The organism is Sessilibacter sp. MAH3, assembly GCF_054658275.1.
The window spans coordinates 37,484-56,990 of record NZ_BAAGIE010000001.1 but is presented as its reverse complement, the minus strand read 5'-3'; the positions used below and the strand labels follow the sequence as shown (position 1 = coordinate 56,990).

The 19,507-nt window shown below is 42.3% G+C and carries 15 protein-coding genes; 5 read left to right on the top strand and 10 right to left on the bottom strand.

From position 1 onward, the window contains the following. The first annotated feature begins 454 nt into the window (after positions 1-454). Positions 455-811, top strand: coding sequence for a hypothetical protein (locus ACYQ2C_RS00270; RefSeq protein ID WP_460048862.1), 357 nt, complete (start codon positions 455-457; stop codon positions 809-811). Between the two features lie 137 nt (positions 812-948). After that, positions 949-3,024 carry a S8 family peptidase gene (locus ACYQ2C_RS00265; RefSeq protein WP_460098848.1) on the top strand — a complete coding sequence of 692 codons (2,076 nt, stop codon included), beginning with the start codon at positions 949-951 and terminating at the stop codon, positions 3,022-3,024. A gap of 348 nt (positions 3,025-3,372) precedes the next feature. Here the strand turns inward: ACYQ2C_RS00265 and ACYQ2C_RS00260 are convergent, their stop codons facing one another. Further along, the gene (locus ACYQ2C_RS00260; protein ID WP_460098846.1) at positions 3,373-3,846 is read right to left on the bottom strand and encodes a L,D-transpeptidase family protein; all 474 of its coding nucleotides are present in this window, start codon (positions 3,844-3,846) and stop codon (positions 3,373-3,375) included. Positions 3,847-4,263: 417 nt separating this feature from the next. Further along, positions 4,264-8,616, bottom strand: coding sequence for an Ig-like domain-containing protein (locus ACYQ2C_RS00255; RefSeq protein ID WP_460098843.1), 4,353 nt, complete (start codon positions 8,614-8,616; stop codon positions 4,264-4,266). A 1,258-nt stretch (positions 8,617-9,874) separates the two neighbouring features. Here ACYQ2C_RS00255 and ACYQ2C_RS00250 point away from each other — a divergent pair. The 3 genes from ACYQ2C_RS00250 (at position 9,875) to ACYQ2C_RS00240 (ending at position 12,358) form a co-directional block, all read left to right on the top strand. Then, on the top strand, positions 9,875-10,321 hold the full coding sequence (locus ACYQ2C_RS00250; RefSeq protein ID WP_460048868.1) for a CBS domain-containing protein: 447 nt from the start codon (positions 9,875-9,877) through the stop codon (positions 10,319-10,321). A 565-nt stretch (positions 10,322-10,886) separates the two neighbouring features. Further along, entirely contained in the window at positions 10,887-11,660 is a 774-nt protein-coding gene (locus ACYQ2C_RS00245) for a DNA/RNA non-specific endonuclease (protein WP_460098841.1), read from the top strand. 191 nt (positions 11,661-11,851) lie between these two features. Further along, positions 11,852-12,358 (top strand): hypothetical protein, encoded by a 507-nt coding sequence (locus ACYQ2C_RS00240; protein WP_460098838.1) that lies wholly within the window; start codon positions 11,852-11,854, stop codon positions 12,356-12,358. A 737-nt stretch (positions 12,359-13,095) separates the two neighbouring features. On the opposite strand, the gene ACYQ2C_RS00235 is transcribed toward ACYQ2C_RS00240, so the two are convergent. The 8 genes from ACYQ2C_RS00235 to ACYQ2C_RS00200 all read right to left on the bottom strand — a co-directional run bounded on the left by ACYQ2C_RS00235 (position 13,096) and on the right by ACYQ2C_RS00200 (position 19,163). Next, positions 13,096-13,347, bottom strand: a complete 252-nt coding sequence (locus tag ACYQ2C_RS00235; RefSeq protein WP_460098835.1) for a hypothetical protein — start codon at positions 13,345-13,347, stop codon at positions 13,096-13,098. A 60-nt stretch (positions 13,348-13,407) separates the two neighbouring features. Continuing rightward, complete coding sequence (gene ureG / locus ACYQ2C_RS00230; protein WP_460048876.1) at positions 13,408-14,034, bottom strand: urease accessory protein UreG; 627 nt, start codon at positions 14,032-14,034, stop codon at positions 13,408-13,410. 95 nt (positions 14,035-14,129) lie between these two features. Beyond that, positions 14,130-14,804, bottom strand: coding sequence for an urease accessory protein UreF (locus ACYQ2C_RS00225; protein WP_460098831.1), 675 nt, complete (start codon positions 14,802-14,804; stop codon positions 14,130-14,132). After that, positions 14,785-15,228, bottom strand: coding sequence for an urease accessory protein UreE (gene ureE, locus ACYQ2C_RS00220; RefSeq protein ID WP_460048878.1), 444 nt, complete (start codon positions 15,226-15,228; stop codon positions 14,785-14,787). The genes ACYQ2C_RS00225 and ureE overlap by 20 nt, the downstream gene beginning before the upstream one ends. A gap of 24 nt (positions 15,229-15,252) precedes the next feature. Further along, a complete protein-coding gene (gene ureC / locus ACYQ2C_RS00215) occupies positions 15,253-16,956 on the bottom strand; it encodes an urease subunit alpha (protein WP_460098828.1) in 1,704 nt (567 codons plus the stop codon). A gap of 104 nt (positions 16,957-17,060) precedes the next feature. Next, positions 17,061-17,372, bottom strand: coding sequence for an urease subunit beta (locus tag ACYQ2C_RS00210; protein WP_460048881.1), 312 nt, complete (start codon positions 17,370-17,372; stop codon positions 17,061-17,063). A gap of 238 nt (positions 17,373-17,610) precedes the next feature. Further along, positions 17,611-17,913 carry an urease subunit gamma gene (locus tag ACYQ2C_RS00205; protein ID WP_460048882.1) on the bottom strand — a complete coding sequence of 101 codons (303 nt, stop codon included), beginning with the start codon at positions 17,911-17,913 and terminating at the stop codon, positions 17,611-17,613. 323 nt (positions 17,914-18,236) lie between these two features. After that, a complete protein-coding gene (locus ACYQ2C_RS00200; RefSeq protein ID WP_460098824.1) occupies positions 18,237-19,163 on the bottom strand; it encodes an urease accessory protein UreD in 927 nt (308 codons plus the stop codon). Positions 19,164-19,507: the final 344 nt, after the last annotated feature.

Genomic DNA, 19,507 nt, shown 5'->3' with positions numbered 1-19,507 from the left:
TAATTTGGCTATTTCACGTTAAAAGTCGAAATTTATGAAGATACTTGACCATTACTTGCAAACACTGGTCAAAATTATTCTTTAAAAATCTGGGCTGTATACTAATTCTCTAAAATTTCAACTTCATACACCTCAATTTTTGTATTTAGCTGGCTTACTAACAGGACTGTTAAACTTAAGAATTAAGGCATAGGATGAGGAAGTTATTCGGTTCAACGTTTCACTAGATAACCAATTTAAGCGTTTACCGAAGCTGGATTTATTGTTTCTGAAAGACTCTTGGCCTATTTGAGAAGATGTTTTTTGATCACAGAACATCGCAGGTATTTAAGACTCAAACAAGTTGGGCCAATAAATTGTCGCACCGGTTGGCATACTGACTGTGAGCGAGGTTTATTTTTCAGAATTGTTTTGCTGATACTAATAATTAGCAAAAACTACACAGATTGACATTATGAAGATGACCGCACGAAACATTGCTTCTATTTTTTTGGGTTTATTAATTTTTGGGCTATCCGCGATATCTATGGCACAACCTGCTCAACGCGTGATTATTATGTTTGATACGCCGCTTAGCGATACAGAAAGTGAAACTATGCTTTCTGAAATTTCTGATTTAAAGCCGTGTGATACGAGTTTCGAAAAAGCCGAACACAGCTCAGCAAGTCGCTGGGTTTTAATTATGAAACCCACTTTAAGTGAAGCTGCGCTGAATAAATTTATAGAGTCTGTAAAAACGTTAGACAATATTCGCTGGGTTGAAGAAGACAAATTTATGCATCTTCAAAAACCCGGTAAATCATTAAATTAATTCTTTGATTTCTTCCGCTCATGCTTCTTTGAATGAGGCAGGATTTTCTCGTGCTTTGAATAGGGCGGAGTTAGCTGTTGGCCAACGGCAATCTTAATTTACATTCGACAATGTTAGACCATGTTATGAGGACAGTTATGTTACCCGTCATTAAAAAATCATGGCAAAAGTCATCTAAGCGCCTTGCATTTGCAATCAGCGCCGTGGCTTTGTCTGCTGCATCAAGCCTAAGCTTCGCAGCTATGCCTGAATTCGAACAAGCTTTTGCTACTCCTGCTCAATCACAATCTGTTACTAACCGCATTATTGTTAAGTACAAAGACTCGTCTGAGCTTGCCAGTGCAGAAACCATGAGCACTGTTCAAGTCAACCGTATGGGTCGCGCCACTGGCACTACCTTTGAGCATATGCGTCGTTTATCGACCGGTGGCCAATTGTTAAAAATGGACGGTTTCAAATCGCAAAAAGAAATCGATTCAATCATCAGCGAAATCATGACCGATCCAAATGTTGAATACGCTGAACCAGACTTACTAATGCATCCTTTGGCGACTCCAAATGATCCTCGTTACAACGAACAATGGCACTACTTTGAGTCTACCGGTGGTCTAAACCTACCTGCGGCTTGGGATGTAACTACCGGTACTGGCGCTGTGGTTGGTGTTATCGATACGGGTTACCGCCCTCACGCCGACCTTGCTCCTAACATTCTTCCAGGTTATGACATGATTTCTGACGCGACTACCGCCCAAGACGGTAATGGTCGTGACAGTGATGCTCGCGACCAAGGCGACTGGGAACCAGCGGGTGCTTGTGGTGCCGGTAGCCCAGCCAGCAACAGTTCTTGGCACGGTACTCACGTAGCAGGTACGGTTGCGGCAGTTGGTAACAACGGCGTTGGTGTTTCTGGTGTTGCTTATACCGCCAAGGTTGTGCCTATTCGTGTACTAGGCCGTTGTGGTGGTTTCACCTCCGATATCGCTGACGGCATCATCTGGGGTGCAGGTGGCACCGTTAGTGGTCTACCAGCCAACGCTAACCCGGCAAACGTACTTAACATGAGTCTAGGTGGCAGCGGTGCTTGTAGCGCAACCACTCAAGCTGCGATCAACACAGCTCGCTCTTTGGGTACTACTGTTGTTGTTGCTGCTGGTAACTCTAACGTTAACGTCTCTAACGCTAACCCTGCAAACTGTAACGGCGTTATTGCTGTAGCTGCAACTAACCGCAACGGTAGCAAAGCGTTCTACTCAAACTTCGGTAACCTAGTTGATGTGGCTGCTCCTGGTGGCGAGACCACTACAACCAGTAATGGTGTGCTTTCTACGCTAAACACTGGTACTACTACTCCTGGCTCTGATACCTATGCGTTTTACCAAGGTACCAGTATGGCAACGCCTCACGTTGCTGGTGCAGCAGCGTTACTTTACGCGGTTGATCCAGGTATCACTCCAGACGAAGTAGAATCTATCCTGAAAGCAACTGCACGTCCTTTCCCAGGCACTTGTAGCGGTTGTGGTGTTGGTATCGTAAACGCAGCGGCGGCAGTTGCTATGGCTTCTGGCGGCGGTAGCGGTGGCGGCACCGGCGGTTCTACTCTAACCAACGGCGTTGCAGTTACTGGTCTTTCTGGTGCAACTGGCACTGAAATTCGTTACACACTTGAAGTTCCTGCTGGCGCAACTGGCCTAAGCTTCAATATCGCTGGCGGTACAGGCGACGCTGACCTTTACGTTCGTTTCGGCTCTGCTCCAACGACTAGCACATTTGATTGTCGTCCGTTCCTAAACGGTAACAACGAGACTTGTAACATCACCAATGTTCAAGCCGGTACTTACCATGTTTTGGTTCGCGCATTCAGCACGTTCTCTGGCGTATCTCTGACCGGTAGCTTCACTGCTCCAGCTGGAGGCTCGGCGAGCATCAGTCAATCAAACCTTTCAGGTAGCACCAACACTTGGCGCCACTACACCATTCAGGTTCCTGCTGGTACCTCAAGCCTGAACGCGTCTATGTTTGGCGGCACAGGCGATGCTGACTTGTACGTAAGATTTGGTAGCCAACCAACCACATCTACCTTTAATTGTCGCCCATTCCTAAATGGCAACAACGAAAGCTGTACAATCAATAGCCCAGCTGCTGGTACTTGGTATGTAAGTATCCATGCATTCTCCACGTACTCTGGAGTTAGCTTGGAAGCTGATCTTAACTAAGACAGTGTGATATTGCGTTGACTGAAAAACCGCTCGAAAGAGCGGTTTTTTTATGGATGACCATAAATTCAAAACTCATTATTTTTCTACGAGACAGAAAAAACACATCCAATTTGTGGATTGGTAATAGTTAATAAAAGGAAATTAAAAAAATATTTTGAAGCTCCTGATCGCCAGTCAATATTTTTAGGCGATTTGTACTCTTTAAATTGCACGCCAATGCGAGCAGATATTACGCAGATCTTTCTCAATGCACTACTTATTATGCTAGGGTTTAGCATAATTAACTTATCAATTGGCAAGATAGCTGTGCACGGGTAATAGCCGAATGTGGATTTACAAGAAGCGTCACCAATCAATTTGAATATCTGTACCCTCTTCAACCAATTCCAAAAATTCATCCATCTCTGAATTTGTAAGAGCTATACAGCCGTTGGTCCAATCAAAATTTTGACTTAAGAAACTTAGCCAACCAAAACCGTTTTTCTGCCCATGAATCATAATAAATCCGCCCGGTGAAACACCGTTGGCTTTTGCGTTGCTCATATCGTTTTTATTGGGATAGCTAATGTGCATTGCTCTGTAAAAAGCAGAATCCTCTTTAATGTAATCTAAAACGTAATTACCTTCGGGAGTTCGCTCGTCACCTTCCTGCTGTTTGTGACCTTCTGGGCTTGCACCCAAAGCGATTTTAAATTCCTTAACTATATTGCCATTCGATAACAAATACATTTTACGCTCGGATTTATCGACCTTAACGAGATCAACTTCTCCGTAACAAGGTAACCCGAATAAACAAAGTATAAATAAGCAATATTTCATGGCGAGATAAATTAGGTAAATATTTAAAGTGGTAAATTGTTGATCAACAATTACTAAGGCGCTACAAAAACCAACTTCATAATCTAATTATTAGAACCACTGACTAAGTCGTCCCTGATTTAATCAATTTCTTCACAATTTCAATCTCTTACTGTTCTTGAAACTGGCGACACATTCTTGTGTCACTGGAACCTCTAGGTAAGTCAGAGTTTCCTATTATTTCTCTAACCTAGAAACACCGCGATTAAATTCCAAAGTCTGCTCAATGAGATTGATCGAAATACTTTTTAACGTTCAAATCTGATGAAAAATCAAATCTTTAAACAGTAAAGTGATGATGATTGATTTTAATGATGTTTCTAACCGCCAATAAAAAACCCAGCTCTCGCTGGGTTTTTTATTAATCATTACCGCTGATTAGTGAACTTGTTGTCTTCTACGTCGCAACAACAACAGTGGAAGTAGTAACAAGGCGAATGCTCCGTAGGAACCAGAACCACTATCGCTACTTCCAGCAACTCCGGGTTCTTCGTTGGTAGGTGACACTGGGTTAGAACCACCGGTACTTTCAGTTTCGGTCTCGCCAGTAGAAGCATTGCCACCGTTCCCATTGCCTGGGTTGGGGTTTTCAGTTGATTCAACAATAGTTGTAACAATACCTAGATCAACATCATCTTGGGCAGCATTTTGAGTATCTAACTGCATGACGAACGCTAGAAGCTCATCTTTTTCCGTAGAACTTAATGAGTTAAACGCTAAATGCGGTGCCGCGTTAGTCACAGCATCTCTGGTTGAAACGGTAATGGTATCAATCACCGCAGAAGCGGTACCGTCGGTAGATTCTATCGACAGAGTGGCATTTTGCTGATTACCGATAAATGCCGCTGAGAAGGTGGTTTCACGGAAGTTAACATCTTCACCGCCAACTGTTGGTAGTACTTCTAAGGCTCTAACCAACTCTTGACCATTAATTGTCAACTTCAAGTTAGCGGGCTGAGTTACCGAACCGTAACGAACACGCACAAATCCATTAAATGGTGCGCCTGGAGAAGCCGCTGAGATCGACAAGCTACCATTACCACTAAGGCGAACACCTGCACCACCACGTAGGTATGAAAATGATTCTGGAACAACCTGTACTGCAGAACCGGAAGAGCTCAAGCTTTCAGCTTCGATAACTTGTCCACCTATGCCTGTAAATACAGATTCCAAATCAGGCGCACTGCCATCATGTAAGTAAGGTGCAGATTTAAATACGCCGAGCAAAGAAGGAGTTTTAATGCCTGGTAATTCTTCGCCTAAACGTGAACCAGAGTAACTACGAGTAGTACCAATGTTGTGGATTTGGCCATCGGTAAACGCACCTACATCAAAGAATCCATCTCCGTTAGCGATTGGACTATGACATTGAACACAACCGGCTGACTCAAATACTTCACGACCACGCAGCGCTTGCTCGGTCATTTGACCAGTAACGGGATCACGGTAGGGACTGCGAGCCAATGAGTCTTTACCAAGACTTTCAACATAAGCTGCCAAAGCATCTAGATCTGAGCTGACACCGGCTTTACTGCTGATCATTGGATTATCCGCACCGGTTGCTTCGTATTGTTCGTCGGTCATCAAACCGCGTCCAACAAAACGCTCACGGATATCGATTTCGAAATCGTGCACTTCGTCAAAGTTACCCGACCAGTGCATAAATCCGAAACGAGCACCCATGCGACCATTTAAGGTAATGTTGTTTCTCACACCTTCGTTGCGGCCAGTAAAGTCCCAAGCACGGCCATCTTGGTCGCCATCTAAGTGACAGGTCGCACAACTCAAATAGCCTTCGGCGCTGGTTTTTGCACGGTTTTCGCTACCGGTATTTAGGTCTAAAACGGCACTGTAAAAAATTTGCTTACCAAGCAGAACTTCATCGGAAAGCACTTCGTTAGCTACAGTACTCACCGAATCGCTCGCAGGATTCACAATGCTACCACGCAAGAAATTGCTCAAATCGACAAATGTCACGGTGCGCTCAGTGAAGTTTTTCACCATTAATTGCTCAGTTAGACCATCGAACAATAAACCTTGAGGAGCAAGACCACTGGCAATTCGGCTGGCGGAAACACCCAGCGCACCGGTTGCGCCATCTCGGTTAACCACAAACACTTGATTGCCACCTTGCATTGCTACTAATAAATATTGATCGTCACCAACCAAGGTTAATGCAGAGGGAGAATCGGCGTTATCGAAGTCGATACGACTTTCACGCAATTCAAGCCCAGAAGTAAGATCAATTTGCGCCGCAAAGGTACGAACAGTGTTGTCGTCATCCAAGTCTGGGTTGCCGTTAACTAGGCCACTGCCGGTGTTATCTTTCTTACCAGCAACGTAGGCAAAGCGTGCTTCTGAGTCGATGACAACACTGCCAATGTAGTTGGGAACACCGCGACCGTTATCAATCTGGTCAGGTACAAGGTTCTGATCGAGTTTAACGGTACGTTGAATCGCCATAGTTGCGGTATCAACAATCCAAACCTCACCCCAGTTGTCATCAGAGATAAATCGCGTGGCAACTAAGCGAGTACCGTCTTCGGTTAGCGCTAACGCTTTAACAGTAGGAAGCTTTTGAGTGGTCTCAGCAACAATGGTCATGGTTGTTGTATCGACTTTGACGATTTTTCCTGAGTTGTACAGAGAAACGTAGGCAAAATCTCCCGCACGACTTACCACCACACCAAATGGCGCACTACCATAACCAGTCTCGATGGTTTCCAGCCTATTACCCGCAGAGTCTAAAACGGCTATGGCATCGTCATCGTGAAGAGTAACCCATAGACGGCCCTCAGTATCTGTAGCAAGACTGCGTGGATCTTTACCAACAAAAACCTCACCGACACTGGATTTTTCGTGTGTATCAATCGCCAGCTGAGCAATTGTGTCGTTGTCGGGGTTTGCGACCCATACGTAAGCGCCGTCAAATGAAAGCGCTAAAGGAGAACTGGAAAGCGTTGTTTCTTGCGTCAATAAGGTCTCAACAACAGCTACGTTAGTAACAGACGTAGCGATATTATTCGACGGATCACGAACCTGAACGTTGATTGAAAAATTGCCCAGATCTGCGTAGGTAAAAGTCGCAGAACTCGCAGAAGACCAAGGTCCGTATGCTTCACCCGCAGAGCGACGGAAACGATACTCCAAGCTATCACCATCTGCGTCTACGGCATCAACGGTCACGGTTACAGGATCGTTCGGAAGAAGCGTCGCCGCAGACAAGCGTACATTACGGATCACCGGAACAGCTGATTGAACCTCACTACCGGTAGAGAAGCGGAAGGTAAATTCTTCCATCGGGTTATGAACGGCGTCTTCAATACCAACCAAAGTCATTTCGTAGGTTGTATCGGGTTTCAAAAGCTCAAGTGGATCAACCGTTAGCACACCAGTATGCGATAACAAATAATCAACAGGTACTTGGTCACCACCCACTTCGGTTAAACGAATATTTTCGCCCACAACAATGTTTTCGGTGCGCAAGGTCTCCGGAATCATGAACGAGATTGGAGCCATTAGCGGATAGTTGGTCTGATCACGCTTAGGAATATGGTAGGCAACAAACGGTGGACGAGTGTCAGGTTCTGCTTGATGAGCCCAAATACCCAAACCACCCGAAGCGATGCCACGACCTTCAATCAAATAGTTATGACCACCGCCTGACAACATCATATTACCAAGAGGACGAGAATATTGACTGGTTTCAAGTTCGTTTTCGATCTCTTTAAACAGCAACTGCGCTTCACAGGTCTCTACATTAATTTTGAGCTGCTCAGAGAAGATAAACTCGTCCTGGAAGCCCATGTAGCTTGAGCCAATCGCCGTATCCATGACGAGATTACGTGCTGGATCTCGGTAGAAAACTTCGCAATGCACTCGTAGGTTAGTTGGATCAGAGAAATCAACAACCTGAACACCTGGGTTATCACCGCGACGGGCAAACACCATATAGTGGCCGTAGATTTCACTCCAGTAACCACCCAATCCGTAAGGAGCAGGAACGTTTACATTTTGACCATTAATAAAGCGCGGGATTGTGATTGTAGGATGAGTATCTGGAAGTTTAAGAACGTCCAACAATACTGGATTGGTTGGATCACTAACATCATAAGCAGCCATACCTGAAAAGGTTTGGTCTGAAGAATACAACATTAGGTTACCCATAAAAGATGGGAAACCAATAACACCCGTTAAACCGAGGTGATCCCACTCTGCGGTAACTTCACCGTCAAGCTGCAACCACGATAAACCAGAAACCTCACCGTAACTCCACCAATGTCTGGCCGCCCAAGGATGCATCATGCCGCTCTTGTTGAAATGCGCATCTGGACCAGTCCATTTGGCGTGAACGACCGAACCATCGGGCTCTAAACGAACTGCGTCATTGGGAAAACCACCTAAATAAACTTCGTTGCCTCTTTTATAAGTACCATGGGCAAGGATCGGTGAGCGTGTCATACCGAAAGTATTTACGGTGACAGGGTTTTTGGGATCTGAAATATCAATTGCTCGAACAACAAAGTCGCCTTCTGGTGTTGACGAGGGGATTTCAGGAATGGCGATGATTAAATCGCCTAAGATTTCGATAGTGGTTAACCGACCCAACTCAGGATGCGACTTACTGATCAGCTCTCCAGGGGTTTGAGGTTGGTTAACGAATTGGGCCGACGCTCCATGCACCGCTAACAACAATAGACTTGCACAGCTTGCTAAATACTTCGCGTTCATTTGAGGGGGCTTCCAAAAAAATAAACTCTTCAAGTACTGTTTGGTATGAACAATACTCAGAAAACTGGAACAGTTGATAACATCATTATATCTAAGGGAATAGCGCATTCGTTGTTCATTTCGCGCCAAGTTATCAAACTGTTAACTCTGTCTAATCTACTGAATAAAAAAGACTTAATTTCAATTATTAAACCAAACACCAGCGTATAGATTTTCAAAGTTCGCTAACTAAAACGTATATGCGTCAAAGAAATTGGGCGGACTTCCTAGAAAAAACTTCAGAATATTTCTTCAAAAAATCTGAATCGATTCAAATCGCAAAATTACAAAACACTAATGTCTAAAAAAACTAAGCATGCTGTCGCCGTATTCAACATCACTCCTTGCCTTCAACTTACTATGATCAATCGCGTTCAGACAAGAAGTGGAATACCATTACTTTCTATATTAATTAATGGGTAATTTCAAACTGGCATAACAGCCGCTAGAGCATGACGTTACTACGGTGAATCGGCGTAAATATCACGCAAATTTAACATGTAGGTCTCATTCAAAATATTCTACGCCGCAAATACTGCTACAAAGCCTCGAATATAACTATCAAAAGAACTAATAGTTCCGATTAGAATAAAAAATATCGCAACTCAACGACGTAAAAATCTCCCTTAATTGGGTCGTTTTAAAAATGCACGTCAAATTTGTGATCCAATTTCAAACAGAATCTTTGTAAATATCCGATTGGAATAATGGGTAAATTACATTATGCAATATTCGAATTCATTTAAATTATCGTTCAAGATACGTCATCCAAACATCGGCTTATAGATCTATCACAAAAGATGAACAGAAATTATATTTTTATCCTTTTTACTTATTACCAGAACAGAAGAATATCCTTTAATCTATAAAAACTTTGTCTAGCTAGAGACAAGTTTTTACAAAAGCACTGCTTAAAAAAATCGTATTCACCTCACAGTCTTTAACAATCAATCAAAGCTGTTTGAGACATTTGTATTCAGCAGGCCCTAGATCAAATAACACCGTTCTTAACTCGTTATGATCCTTTCACCTTATTAGATTTAGTTTAAAGAAAGTTGCAGTTGATTTTTGAATCCATTGAATTTGAGATAACTGGCACAAACTAAATTCATGAGCAAAACTGTAAGTACGCCGCACATAAAAAGATAAACAAACGGCGCTGAATCTCTATGGCAACTTCATTAATTTAACGCCACCGACCAGACAGAGGACACTGCAAATGGAATCACTTAAAGTTTCCGATTTTATGACCACAGATTTTGTAAAGTTCCACGAAGATGATTTAGTTGTAGAAGCGGTAAAAGAGTTGGTTAAACATGAAGTCATTGGCGGGCCAGTAGTTAACGATTCCGGAGACGTTATTGGCTGGATATCTGAACAAGACTGCCTGGGAGCAGCTATTCAAGTAATCTATTACAATCAACGTGTCGCTCAAGTAAAAGACATCATGAAGACCGATGTATTGTCGGTGAAAGAAGACAGTGATTTGCTCAGTTTGGCTCAACAAATGTTGGGGGCAAAACCCAAGGTTTACCCAGTAACAAACAGTGATAATCGACTTGTGGGAGTGATTAGTCGACGACTCATATTAAGGGCGGTCGAAAAAAGCCTAACTCAACTTAGTAAAAAACGAGTTAGCCAGCCCCATGAGGCGCATTTGGCTTAACCCTTAACCGCGCATATTCTATAAGTTGTCGATGGCACCGCTTGCCATCGACAATTTTATTCGTTGTTTAAAAAATCTACGAGAACCAAACCGTAAAAAGCCAGAATTCCTGCAAACCGTTGCTGATGGTCTAATTATTTCAAAATACAAAACAATAAAGTAAAAATAGCTTTATATTTTTAAGTTGATTCATATCGACAAAAAAGGTATCAATAATATTATCGACAACCAAAATCGGTTAATTCGGTAACTTTTTCAGCCCTGCTAACACGTTCTTATCGGAATAAACTCCTTACATTTACAGCCTAAAAACGCACGACTTTTCTCACTGCGACAAGCTATTTTAATCGGTTAAATCTCGAATATTAACGAAATTTATTTGCAGCTTTTGCAAAAATAAATATTCGGGGAATCTCTACAAATGTCGCCGGAATGCACCTTCAAAAAATGATAAGCTCGTCACAAATACACTTTTTTTAATATTTATTTCACAATAAATAAAAGCAAGCTTAACCAATTAATGCGAATGTTTACTCTCCTTTAACACCAAAGTAGGGTAATCAAAGTGAAAAAGTTGTTACTTGTCTTGTCTTTTTTCTTAGCTTCAACCGAAGTTTTTGCTGTTAACTCTCAACATTGCCCAGGCTCTTGCCCTTCTGGCACACCAAGTTCGAACTTTGTAGTATTTCGTGATCCTTACACTTTAAGCAACAATGCCACCACCAAATTTGCTGACTGGGTTGCTTACCGTATTACTCCAAGCACCATCCAAGGCGGTCGCTCACGTAATTTCCGTGCAGACCCAATATTGTTCCCAAGCCGTACTCTTGAACCAAACGACTACGATGGCGCAGCTGTACAAATCGGTACCGATCGTGGTCACCAAGCTCCACTTGCGTCTCTGGGTGCTTTTTCAAACTTTGAAGTTCTTAACTACCTATCAAACGTAACACCACAAGCCGCTGGTCTTAACCAAGGTCCATGGAACATCTTGGAAGATCGCGTACGTCGATTGGTACAAACCGGCGGCTTCAGCGAAGTATTCGTATTAACCGGTCCTTTGTATGAATTCTTCTTTGCAAGCCTACCAAATGCCGACGAAAGCCACCGTATCCCAAGCGGCTACTGGAAAGTTCTTTACACCAACGTTAACGGTAACATTCAAACCGCTGCATTCATCATGGAGCAAACTACTCCACGCAGTGCGAACTTCTGTTTCCAACAAGTTACCATCGATGAAGTTGAATTCCGCTCGCGCTTAAATCTATTCCCGAACTTAAGCGGCGCTTCAACCTTCGAAGCAAGAACTGGTTTATTACGCGACAACCTAGGTTGTTAATAACCGCGTACGTCTTTTAAAAAGGGAGCACAGCTCCCTTTTTTTTATAGATTTAACCTCCAGCTTTTGAGTACAGACTTTATCTACAAAGTCGAGCTTCCTAAAATTTTTCATTTCTTATGTCAACCTAACGTATTTTTTTGCGTTTTTAGCCCTGTAAGTTGTAAATACACAAAGCCAGAGGGGCTATCATGAAAAAATTAATTCTATTATCACTCGTTACCGCACTTGCGTTTTCTTCATCTCAAAGCTTTGCACTTGGTAAAGGCAAAAATTTCAATGTAAATCAGTCGCGTACAACGGCGAACGGAACTTTTAACCGCAATGTACAACGTCAAACTACAGAAAATGGTTTCACCAAATCTCGATCGGCAACCCTACCAAATGGCCAGAGCAAATCTCGTGTTAAAGAAGTTAGCGTTGATCAAGACACTCAAACAGCTACCAAAACTGTGAATGGAACCCGTTTAAACGGTGAAAGCTATTCCAGAACCAGTCAAGCAACACGTACAGACGACGGTTACACCACAAGTAGCAGCCGAACCGGTATTCAGGGCAACACAGTAAGTAAAAATACTAATGCCAGTTATGATAAAGACTCTGGTACCGTCACTAAAAATAAAGAATTTATCGATGCCCAAGGTCAGAGTCATACATCTACCACGACTCGAACCGTAACCACAAACCAGTCTGAATAAATTCAATATTTTAACGGCACCTGTATTTGTAACATCGTTAATATTTTTACAAGGTGTCGTTAAATTTAAAAAATACGCGTTTTAAATCTGGGAAACTTTAACAACATTTAATTTTTCCAGAGGTACAAAAATATTCTATTAAGTTAAAACTGCCGATTTAAACGTGAATGATTTAACTAGAATTTTTTTGCATTGTTTTGCAAGTACACAGTTTGAAATATCTAACCTTTAATTAATCTATGGATGGTTTAATTATAGGTTATAGACTTTCGAAAAAATCAGGGATGAATAAAAATTAAATCAAGGATGCGCCTGTCAGTAATGTTAGAGAAAATCAGCACTAACAAATAGGAAGCTCTGATTATGTCAACGTCTCTACTCTTAATAAACAAGTCGCTAATACCCAATACGATCCATTTATTGAAATTAAAAAGAGTTAATCAGAGCTTCTTAAAAACGTTAGTTCAGAAGTAAAAATAGAAATTCTATAGGAGTTTTAAAGGCACGGACGCCAGTATTGACTCTATTAAAAGAGGAATGGATTTTAAGAAAAATTACGGAATGGAATAAGTCTGAATTACAAATCAGGAGGAATGGGCGGTAATTCCATGAAAAACATTAAGCTACAGTAATCAACTTTTCGTAAGCTACATTCTGGAACAAAAATTCCATTAAACTCCTACGAAAAGCTGATCAAAGAGTAAGCGTCTGCGGGAAATAAACCAATAGGAGTACAATTAGTTTTTGTTGGACGCTAAAGATTTTGCAAACAACGCAACCGCGTAAAAAATACCAACCAATGCTAACACGGTAATGGCCCAAACTCCGTGTTCGAAAGAATGCATCAAACTACCTTCGGCACTGTGACCTGGGTGAGCAAAAACCAACGCTGGAAAGCTTGTTACCACTAATGCCAAAATTGGATTAAAAGCTTTCTTAATTTTTTTAAAAACTGCCTTTTTCAAAAATTTTAGTGTCGAAAACGCCATCGTCTTATTACCTTAATTTTATAAATCTAGCCCACCGATTTGATTGTAACACGCCTTTTCTTAAAAAATGGCTTTTTCTTCTAACATGCCCGCGTTAACAATAAACTGAAGTATTGTCGATAATCCTTCACCCGATTTTAAATTAGAAAATACGAACGGCCTGTCACCACGCTGGGCTTTGGCATCATGATCCATCACATCCAGTGAGGCTCCAACCAAGGGAGCCAAGTCGGTTTTATTAATAATTAATAAATCTGACTTTGTGATTCCTGGACCACCTTTGCGCGGAATTTTATCACCAGCAGAAACATCGATAACATAAAGAGTTAAATCTGAAAGCTCTGGGCTAAAGGTTGCGCTGAGATTATCGCCACCACTTTCGACAAACACCACGTCTAAATTTCCATGTCGCGCGATTAACTCATCGATTGCCGCTAAATTCATTGATGCATCTTCACGAATTGCAGTATGCGGGCAACCGCCGGTCTCAACACCAATAATACGATCAGCGGATAATGCTTCATGTTTTGTTAAAAAATTAGCATCTTCTTTGGTATAAATGTCATTGGTTACAACGGCTATATCATAATGATCACGCATAGCAGAACACAATGATCTTAATAACGCAGTTTTACCGGAACCGACCGGGCCGCCCACACCTACCCGCAAAGTTTGTTTCGTTGTCATATGGTTAACTCTGATTCTTTTTCATTAATTTTTTGAAATGTTTCGCAGCTTTAAAAATTCTAAAATCGATTCTTTTTTAAAGTTTTTTGTAAACATTAGCTTCTAAACAATCTTGAATATTGTGTTTCGTGCATAGAGCTGGCTATAGATAAACCAATTAAACTCGAACCTATTTCTTCGTTCGATAAGGTTAGAGCGAACTCCATTGTTTTGGTCAGTTGCGGTTGCAATAAACCAGTTAATTGTTGAGCAGAATTTTGCCCTAGAGGAACCAATTTCATCGCCGCTGAGATTTGATTTTCTAACCATGTCCACGAATATCCCAAACAGGCCGCTTTTTTATCGATCTGCCAATAGTGCGCTAAAAATGCGAATGCGCAGACAAAACTAATATCGCCATCAACGGCACAATCGATGTTTAAATTAGCCATTAGGCGTTTCAGTGCAGCACCCATGGCGATATCTGCCGATAGGAACTCTTGGGTTTCGCGACTCGCTAAAATATAGCGATTCCAGCGCTTAAACTCTGTCAAATCACTGCTTAAATCAGCACCGTCATAGGCTCGTAGAAAAATGGGTAAATCTAAGTGGCCCAAAGATTCTTGAATTTGAACACCAATCCAATCTCGAGCATCATCCAACGATTTAACCCAACCCAATTCACACGCGGTTTCTAAACCCTGCGAAAATGCAAACCCGCCAACCGGCAAATTTACGCTGGTTAGCTGCATTAATTTTAATAAACCGAAATCAGTGGTGATGATGTCCATGACTGTAGGCGCCGCTCTCTGGAATAAACACCGCAGATTCTGATTCGACGGCGAGCCCTAATTGAAGCAACATATCTTCAAGTACATGATCGGGCGTGATACGTAGCCACAACTCCCCCACTTGAATTTTTACGTGGCGATTTCCCAAGTGATAACACGCCTTTGAAAACATTAACCAATCATCGCAAAAAGCAATAGTAGTAGCTTCTTCGGCGCCAACCACTTGAATTATTTTTCCGCATTGTGTTTTTAAATATTCACCCACCAATAAGGGCTTGCCGCGTTCAAGGAAAATTCTAACTTCGGTGCCATCGTCTAAAAAGGTTCGCAAGCGCCCTTTATCGCGCTGATCATGATTTAACGCTAGGGTCGCAAACTTCTCTTCGTGACAATGCAAGCCCAAACGATCGTAAATTTCTAACATAAAATTCCTAAAATATTTGAGCCATTAAAATAGATTGTACAAGCGAGCAAGAGGTAAACTTTCTGCCGGTTCACACGTTAATAATTGACCGTCGGCTCTTACTTCGTAAGTTTGCGGATCAACCTCAATTTTCGGCTGCCAATTATTAAGAATCATGTCGGCTTTAGAAATATTACGGGTGTTTTTACAGGCAACGAGCTGTCTTTGTAACCCGAGTGGCTCGCCAATATTATTATTAACGGCAGCCTGCGAAACAAAGGTTACCGACAACTTTGCCGCAGCCAAGGGCTGGGCACCAAACATAGGTCGGTAATGCACCGGTTGCGGCGTTGGAATGGATGCATTGGGATCACCCATTGGCGCAGCTGCAATAAATCCACCTTTTAAAATCATGGCGGGTTTTACACCAAAAAATGCCGGTTTCCACAGCACTAAATCAGCGAGTTTACCCACTTCGATAGAACCAATTAATTCAGAAACGCCATGAGTAATTGCAGGATTAATGGTGTATTTAGCGATGTAACGGCGCGCACGCGTGTTATCGTTATACTCGCTATCGCCTTCTAAACTGCCGCGTTGCACTTTCATTTTATGAGCAGTTTGCCAGGTTCGACAAATAACCTCCCCCACGCGCCCCATTGCCTGAGAGTCTGACGAGATCATGCTGAAGGCGCCTAAATCGTGAAAAATATCTTCGGCGGCGATGGTTTCTTTACGAATTCGAGAATCGGCAAACGCGACATCTTCAGGAATATTAGAATCGAGATGGTGACAAACCATAAGCATGTCTAAATGCTCGTCAACCGTATTCACCGTGTAAGGACGCGTTGGGTTAGTGGATGACGGTAAAACATTGGCTAACGAAGCTGCCTTAATAATATCTGGTGCGTGACCACCACCGGCGCCTTCGGTATGGTAGGTATGAATTACGCGATTTTTAAACGCGCCTAACGTGTCGTCAACAAAACCGGATTCGTTCAATGTATCGGTATGAATTGCCACTTGCACATCGTATTCATCAGCGACACTTAAACAACAATCGATAGCCGCCGGAGTTGTTCCCCAGTCTTCGTGCAATTTCAAACCGCAAGCGCCCGCCTCTAGTTGCTCGCGCAACGCCTCTGGTTTGCTGGCGTTACCTTTACCGAGAAAACCAAAATTCATGGGCATGGCATCGGTGGCTTGTAACATTTTGCCAATATTCCAAGGCCCCGGCGTACAGGTGGTTGCGTTTGTTCCGGTTGCAGGGCCGGTGCCGCCGCCAATCATGGTGGTAACACCAGACATCAAAGCTTCTTCTACTTGCTGTGGGCAAATAAAATGAATGTGTGCGTCAATCGCACCAGCAGTCAAAATGGAGCCTTCTCCGGCAATAACTTCGGTTCCGGGGCCAATGATGATATCAACCGACTCTTGTACGTCGGGATTTCCGGCTTTACCGATGGCTGCAATTTTTCCGTCTTTAATGCCAACATCGGCTTTTACCACACCCCAGTGATCTAAAATGGTGGCGTTGGTAATAACTAGATCCATTGCCACAGAATTGTCTTGTTGACTTTGTCCCATGCCATCGCGGATAACCTTACCACCACCAAACTTAACTTCATCGCCGTATACGGTAAAATCTTTTTCTACTTGAATCCAAAGTTCGGTATCGCCCAACCTCACCGAATCGCCGGTTGTTGGGCCAAACATTTGTGCGTAACTGGTACGATCCATGGTTGCCATGATTGACCTCGATATGTAAAGGTGCAAAAGCACCTCTGTTTTTCTATTCGAAATGTTAGGTTTTATTGAAGACTAGATTTAGTGATGAATTTTTATTATTTAAATTACGGATCTAACGCACCCATTACTTCACCACGAAATCCATACACTTCTCGTTTACCACGATATTCAACCAATTCAACTTCTCGGGATTGTCCCGGTTCAAATCGCACCGCGGTTCCCGAAGCAATATTTAAGTGATAACCGCGCGTTTTCTCGCGCTCAAATACTAATGCGGGATTCACTTCGTAAAAATGATAATGAGAGCCAATTTGCACAGGACGGTCGCCGGAATTTTCTACCGCAACAAGAATTGTTTTGCGGCCAGAATTTAACGTAATCGATCCTTCAGCAACACGAATTTCACCGGGTTTCATAGCAGACTCTTTTTTTGTTTGGCAGAATTATATTTTTTAGGGACTTCTGATCAACTCATCCATGATTTAATCAGAGGACAGAAATTGAAAATATGATTTCCAACTTCTTCACAATTTCAATCACCTACCATTCAATTACTTACCGTTCTTGAAATTGGCGACACATCCTTGTGCCGCAGGAAACTCAGGGTTAATCAGAGTTTCCTTTAAAATATCGAATTAAATCAAAAACATTTTATCAATTGATCGGATCGTGAACAGTCACAAGCTTGGTACCATCTTCAAAGGTAGCTTCTACCTGCACTTCATGAATAAGCTCCGCAACACCGTCCATAACTTGATCGGCGGTTAATATTTGTTTTCCGTAAGACATTAATTCAGCCACGGTTTTGCCGTCACGGGCGCCTTCGATAATCTCCATGGTGATATAGGCAACGGCTTCGGGATAATTTAATTTTAATCCGCGATTTAAACGTCTTTCTGCTAATAATGCTGCGGTAAAAATTAAAAGCTTATCTTTTTCTTTTGGTAATAATTCCATAATCTATCAAACCATTAATACCGCGTAGTACTCGGAGCAATCTAGATACCAGCAGTTTTTTTGTTTTTAAAATAATTTAGAAAACTCTGATTAACCCAAATCTGATTAACCCAAATCTGATTAACCCAGAGTTTCACGCGACACTCTCTTGTGTCGCAAAAATGTGTCGCCAATTTCAAACACTGTAAGTAATTGAAATTGTGAAGAAATTGGAAATCGTATTTTCAATTTCTAACCTCCAATTAAATCATGGATGAGTTAATCAGAGACTCCTTTAAATTAACGATCATTTTTCAATGAGCGTGTAACTGATTTTATCAAACTTAACACGCCCAAATTCGCGGCTCAACTACTTCGCGACCTAATAAATTTGGGCGAATAATCCGCCAAACCTGCGTAAATAATTTTCGCGCTTGTTCAGCATTGCCGCCTAAATACCGTGTTACCAACCATCGACCGCGCTGCGTGCTGGCAAATAAAACAGAGTCTGGTGATTGAATATCACGAATTTGCTCTAAACAAAGGTTATGCACAGCAAATCCAATTGGAAAAGGACCTGCAACCATTAATCCAGAAACCGTCTTTTGTTGGAAACCTGCACGGCCAAATTTGACCAGCAAATTGTCGCCATTAAATTTTTGTCGCTCAATAAATTCAGGAATATCACCCCGCCAAATTTCAAACCCTTGATCTATGTGGCCTCGTAAGAACGGTGCCGTGGATTGAGATAGGCCAAAGCACGAAATTTCCCAGCCGATAAAACCAGAGATTTCGGCATTTTCTGGTAAAAAAACCTGAGTTTTGAGTTTTCCAAAACTATCAGGATAAAAAATACATTCCTGCGGTAACCATTCAAGACTTGAACCATGACTTAAATGCAATTGCGTCGTTTGTTGTTGCAACGCACGATCAGGCCGAGCTCGATAAATTCTACCCGCACCCGGAGCAGTAAATAATCCGCGTGTATTTTCACCCAACTCTATATTGATACTTAAATCGTCGCCCGAAACCAAACCACCGGGAGGGTGCAGTAGATAAATATGAGGTAAATCGTCACCTTCGACATAAAAGGGCTTTTGAACATAGAGTGGGCCGACGTGATTGTTCTTGACCAATCGAGAACCGCGCGCTGTTTTGGTGAGACCTAACTGTAACTGTGCCGACCATCTAGATGGAGTCATCTTACTTTGGGTTGGGAGCGGCGCCGATACCGATTGCGCCGTTGTATTTATCCGATGACCATCCATCATCCTCGACCACCCGTCCATCGCTCGTTCAAAACTTACTCACCTTAGAGTTACGCGTTAAAAGCCACTCATGTTTATTTGATGAATTTTCCAACAAAAAATAAATACGCATCTGCATTTCAAAAGACAGTTACTTCCAACTCTTAAAACGATACAGGAGATCGCAACCACAACAGCCCCATTGAAATTCCGCCAATATCGAAGTTTTTCAAAGATCACCATATCTTTCGGCGAAATTTTTACAGCAACTCGCAAAATTCCTAATAAAGACATCATTATTATTACTAAAAATTACAGCACTTCAATTTAGCGGCTGATCCAAGCCTGATCTATTCTTACTAACATCC

Coding starts and splice junctions, on each gene's coding strand:
- ACYQ2C_RS00270 (WP_460048862.1), top strand. CDS start 455: ATGAAGATGACCGCACGAAACATTGCTTCTATTTTTTTGGGTTTATTA.
- ACYQ2C_RS00265 (WP_460098848.1), top strand. CDS start 949: ATGTTACCCGTCATTAAAAAATCATGGCAAAAGTCATCTAAGCGCCTT.
- ACYQ2C_RS00260 (WP_460098846.1), bottom strand. CDS start 3,846: ATGAAATATTGCTTATTTATACTTTGTTTATTCGGGTTACCTTGTTAC.
- ACYQ2C_RS00255 (WP_460098843.1), bottom strand. CDS start 8,616: ATGAACGCGAAGTATTTAGCAAGCTGTGCAAGTCTATTGTTGTTAGCG.
- ACYQ2C_RS00250 (WP_460048868.1), top strand. CDS start 9,875: ATGGAATCACTTAAAGTTTCCGATTTTATGACCACAGATTTTGTAAAG.
- ACYQ2C_RS00240 (WP_460098838.1), top strand. CDS start 11,852: ATGAAAAAATTAATTCTATTATCACTCGTTACCGCACTTGCGTTTTCT.
- ACYQ2C_RS00235 (WP_460098835.1), bottom strand. CDS start 13,347: ATGGCGTTTTCGACACTAAAATTTTTGAAAAAGGCAGTTTTTAAAAAA.
- ureG (WP_460048876.1), bottom strand. CDS start 14,034: ATGACAACGAAACAAACTTTGCGGGTAGGTGTGGGCGGCCCGGTCGGT.
- ACYQ2C_RS00225 (WP_460098831.1), bottom strand. CDS start 14,804: ATGGACATCATCACCACTGATTTCGGTTTATTAAAATTAATGCAGCTA.
- ureE (WP_460048878.1), bottom strand. CDS start 15,228: ATGTTAGAAATTTACGATCGTTTGGGCTTGCATTGTCACGAAGAGAAG.
- ureC (WP_460098828.1), bottom strand. CDS start 16,956: ATGGCAACCATGGATCGTACCAGTTACGCACAAATGTTTGGCCCAACA.
- ACYQ2C_RS00210 (WP_460048881.1), bottom strand. CDS start 17,372: ATGAAACCCGGTGAAATTCGTGTTGCTGAAGGATCGATTACGTTAAAT.
- ACYQ2C_RS00205 (WP_460048882.1), bottom strand. CDS start 17,913: ATGGAATTATTACCAAAAGAAAAAGATAAGCTTTTAATTTTTACCGCA.
- ACYQ2C_RS00200 (WP_460098824.1), bottom strand. CDS start 19,163: ATGATGGATGGTCATCGGATAAATACAACGGCGCAATCGGTATCGGCG.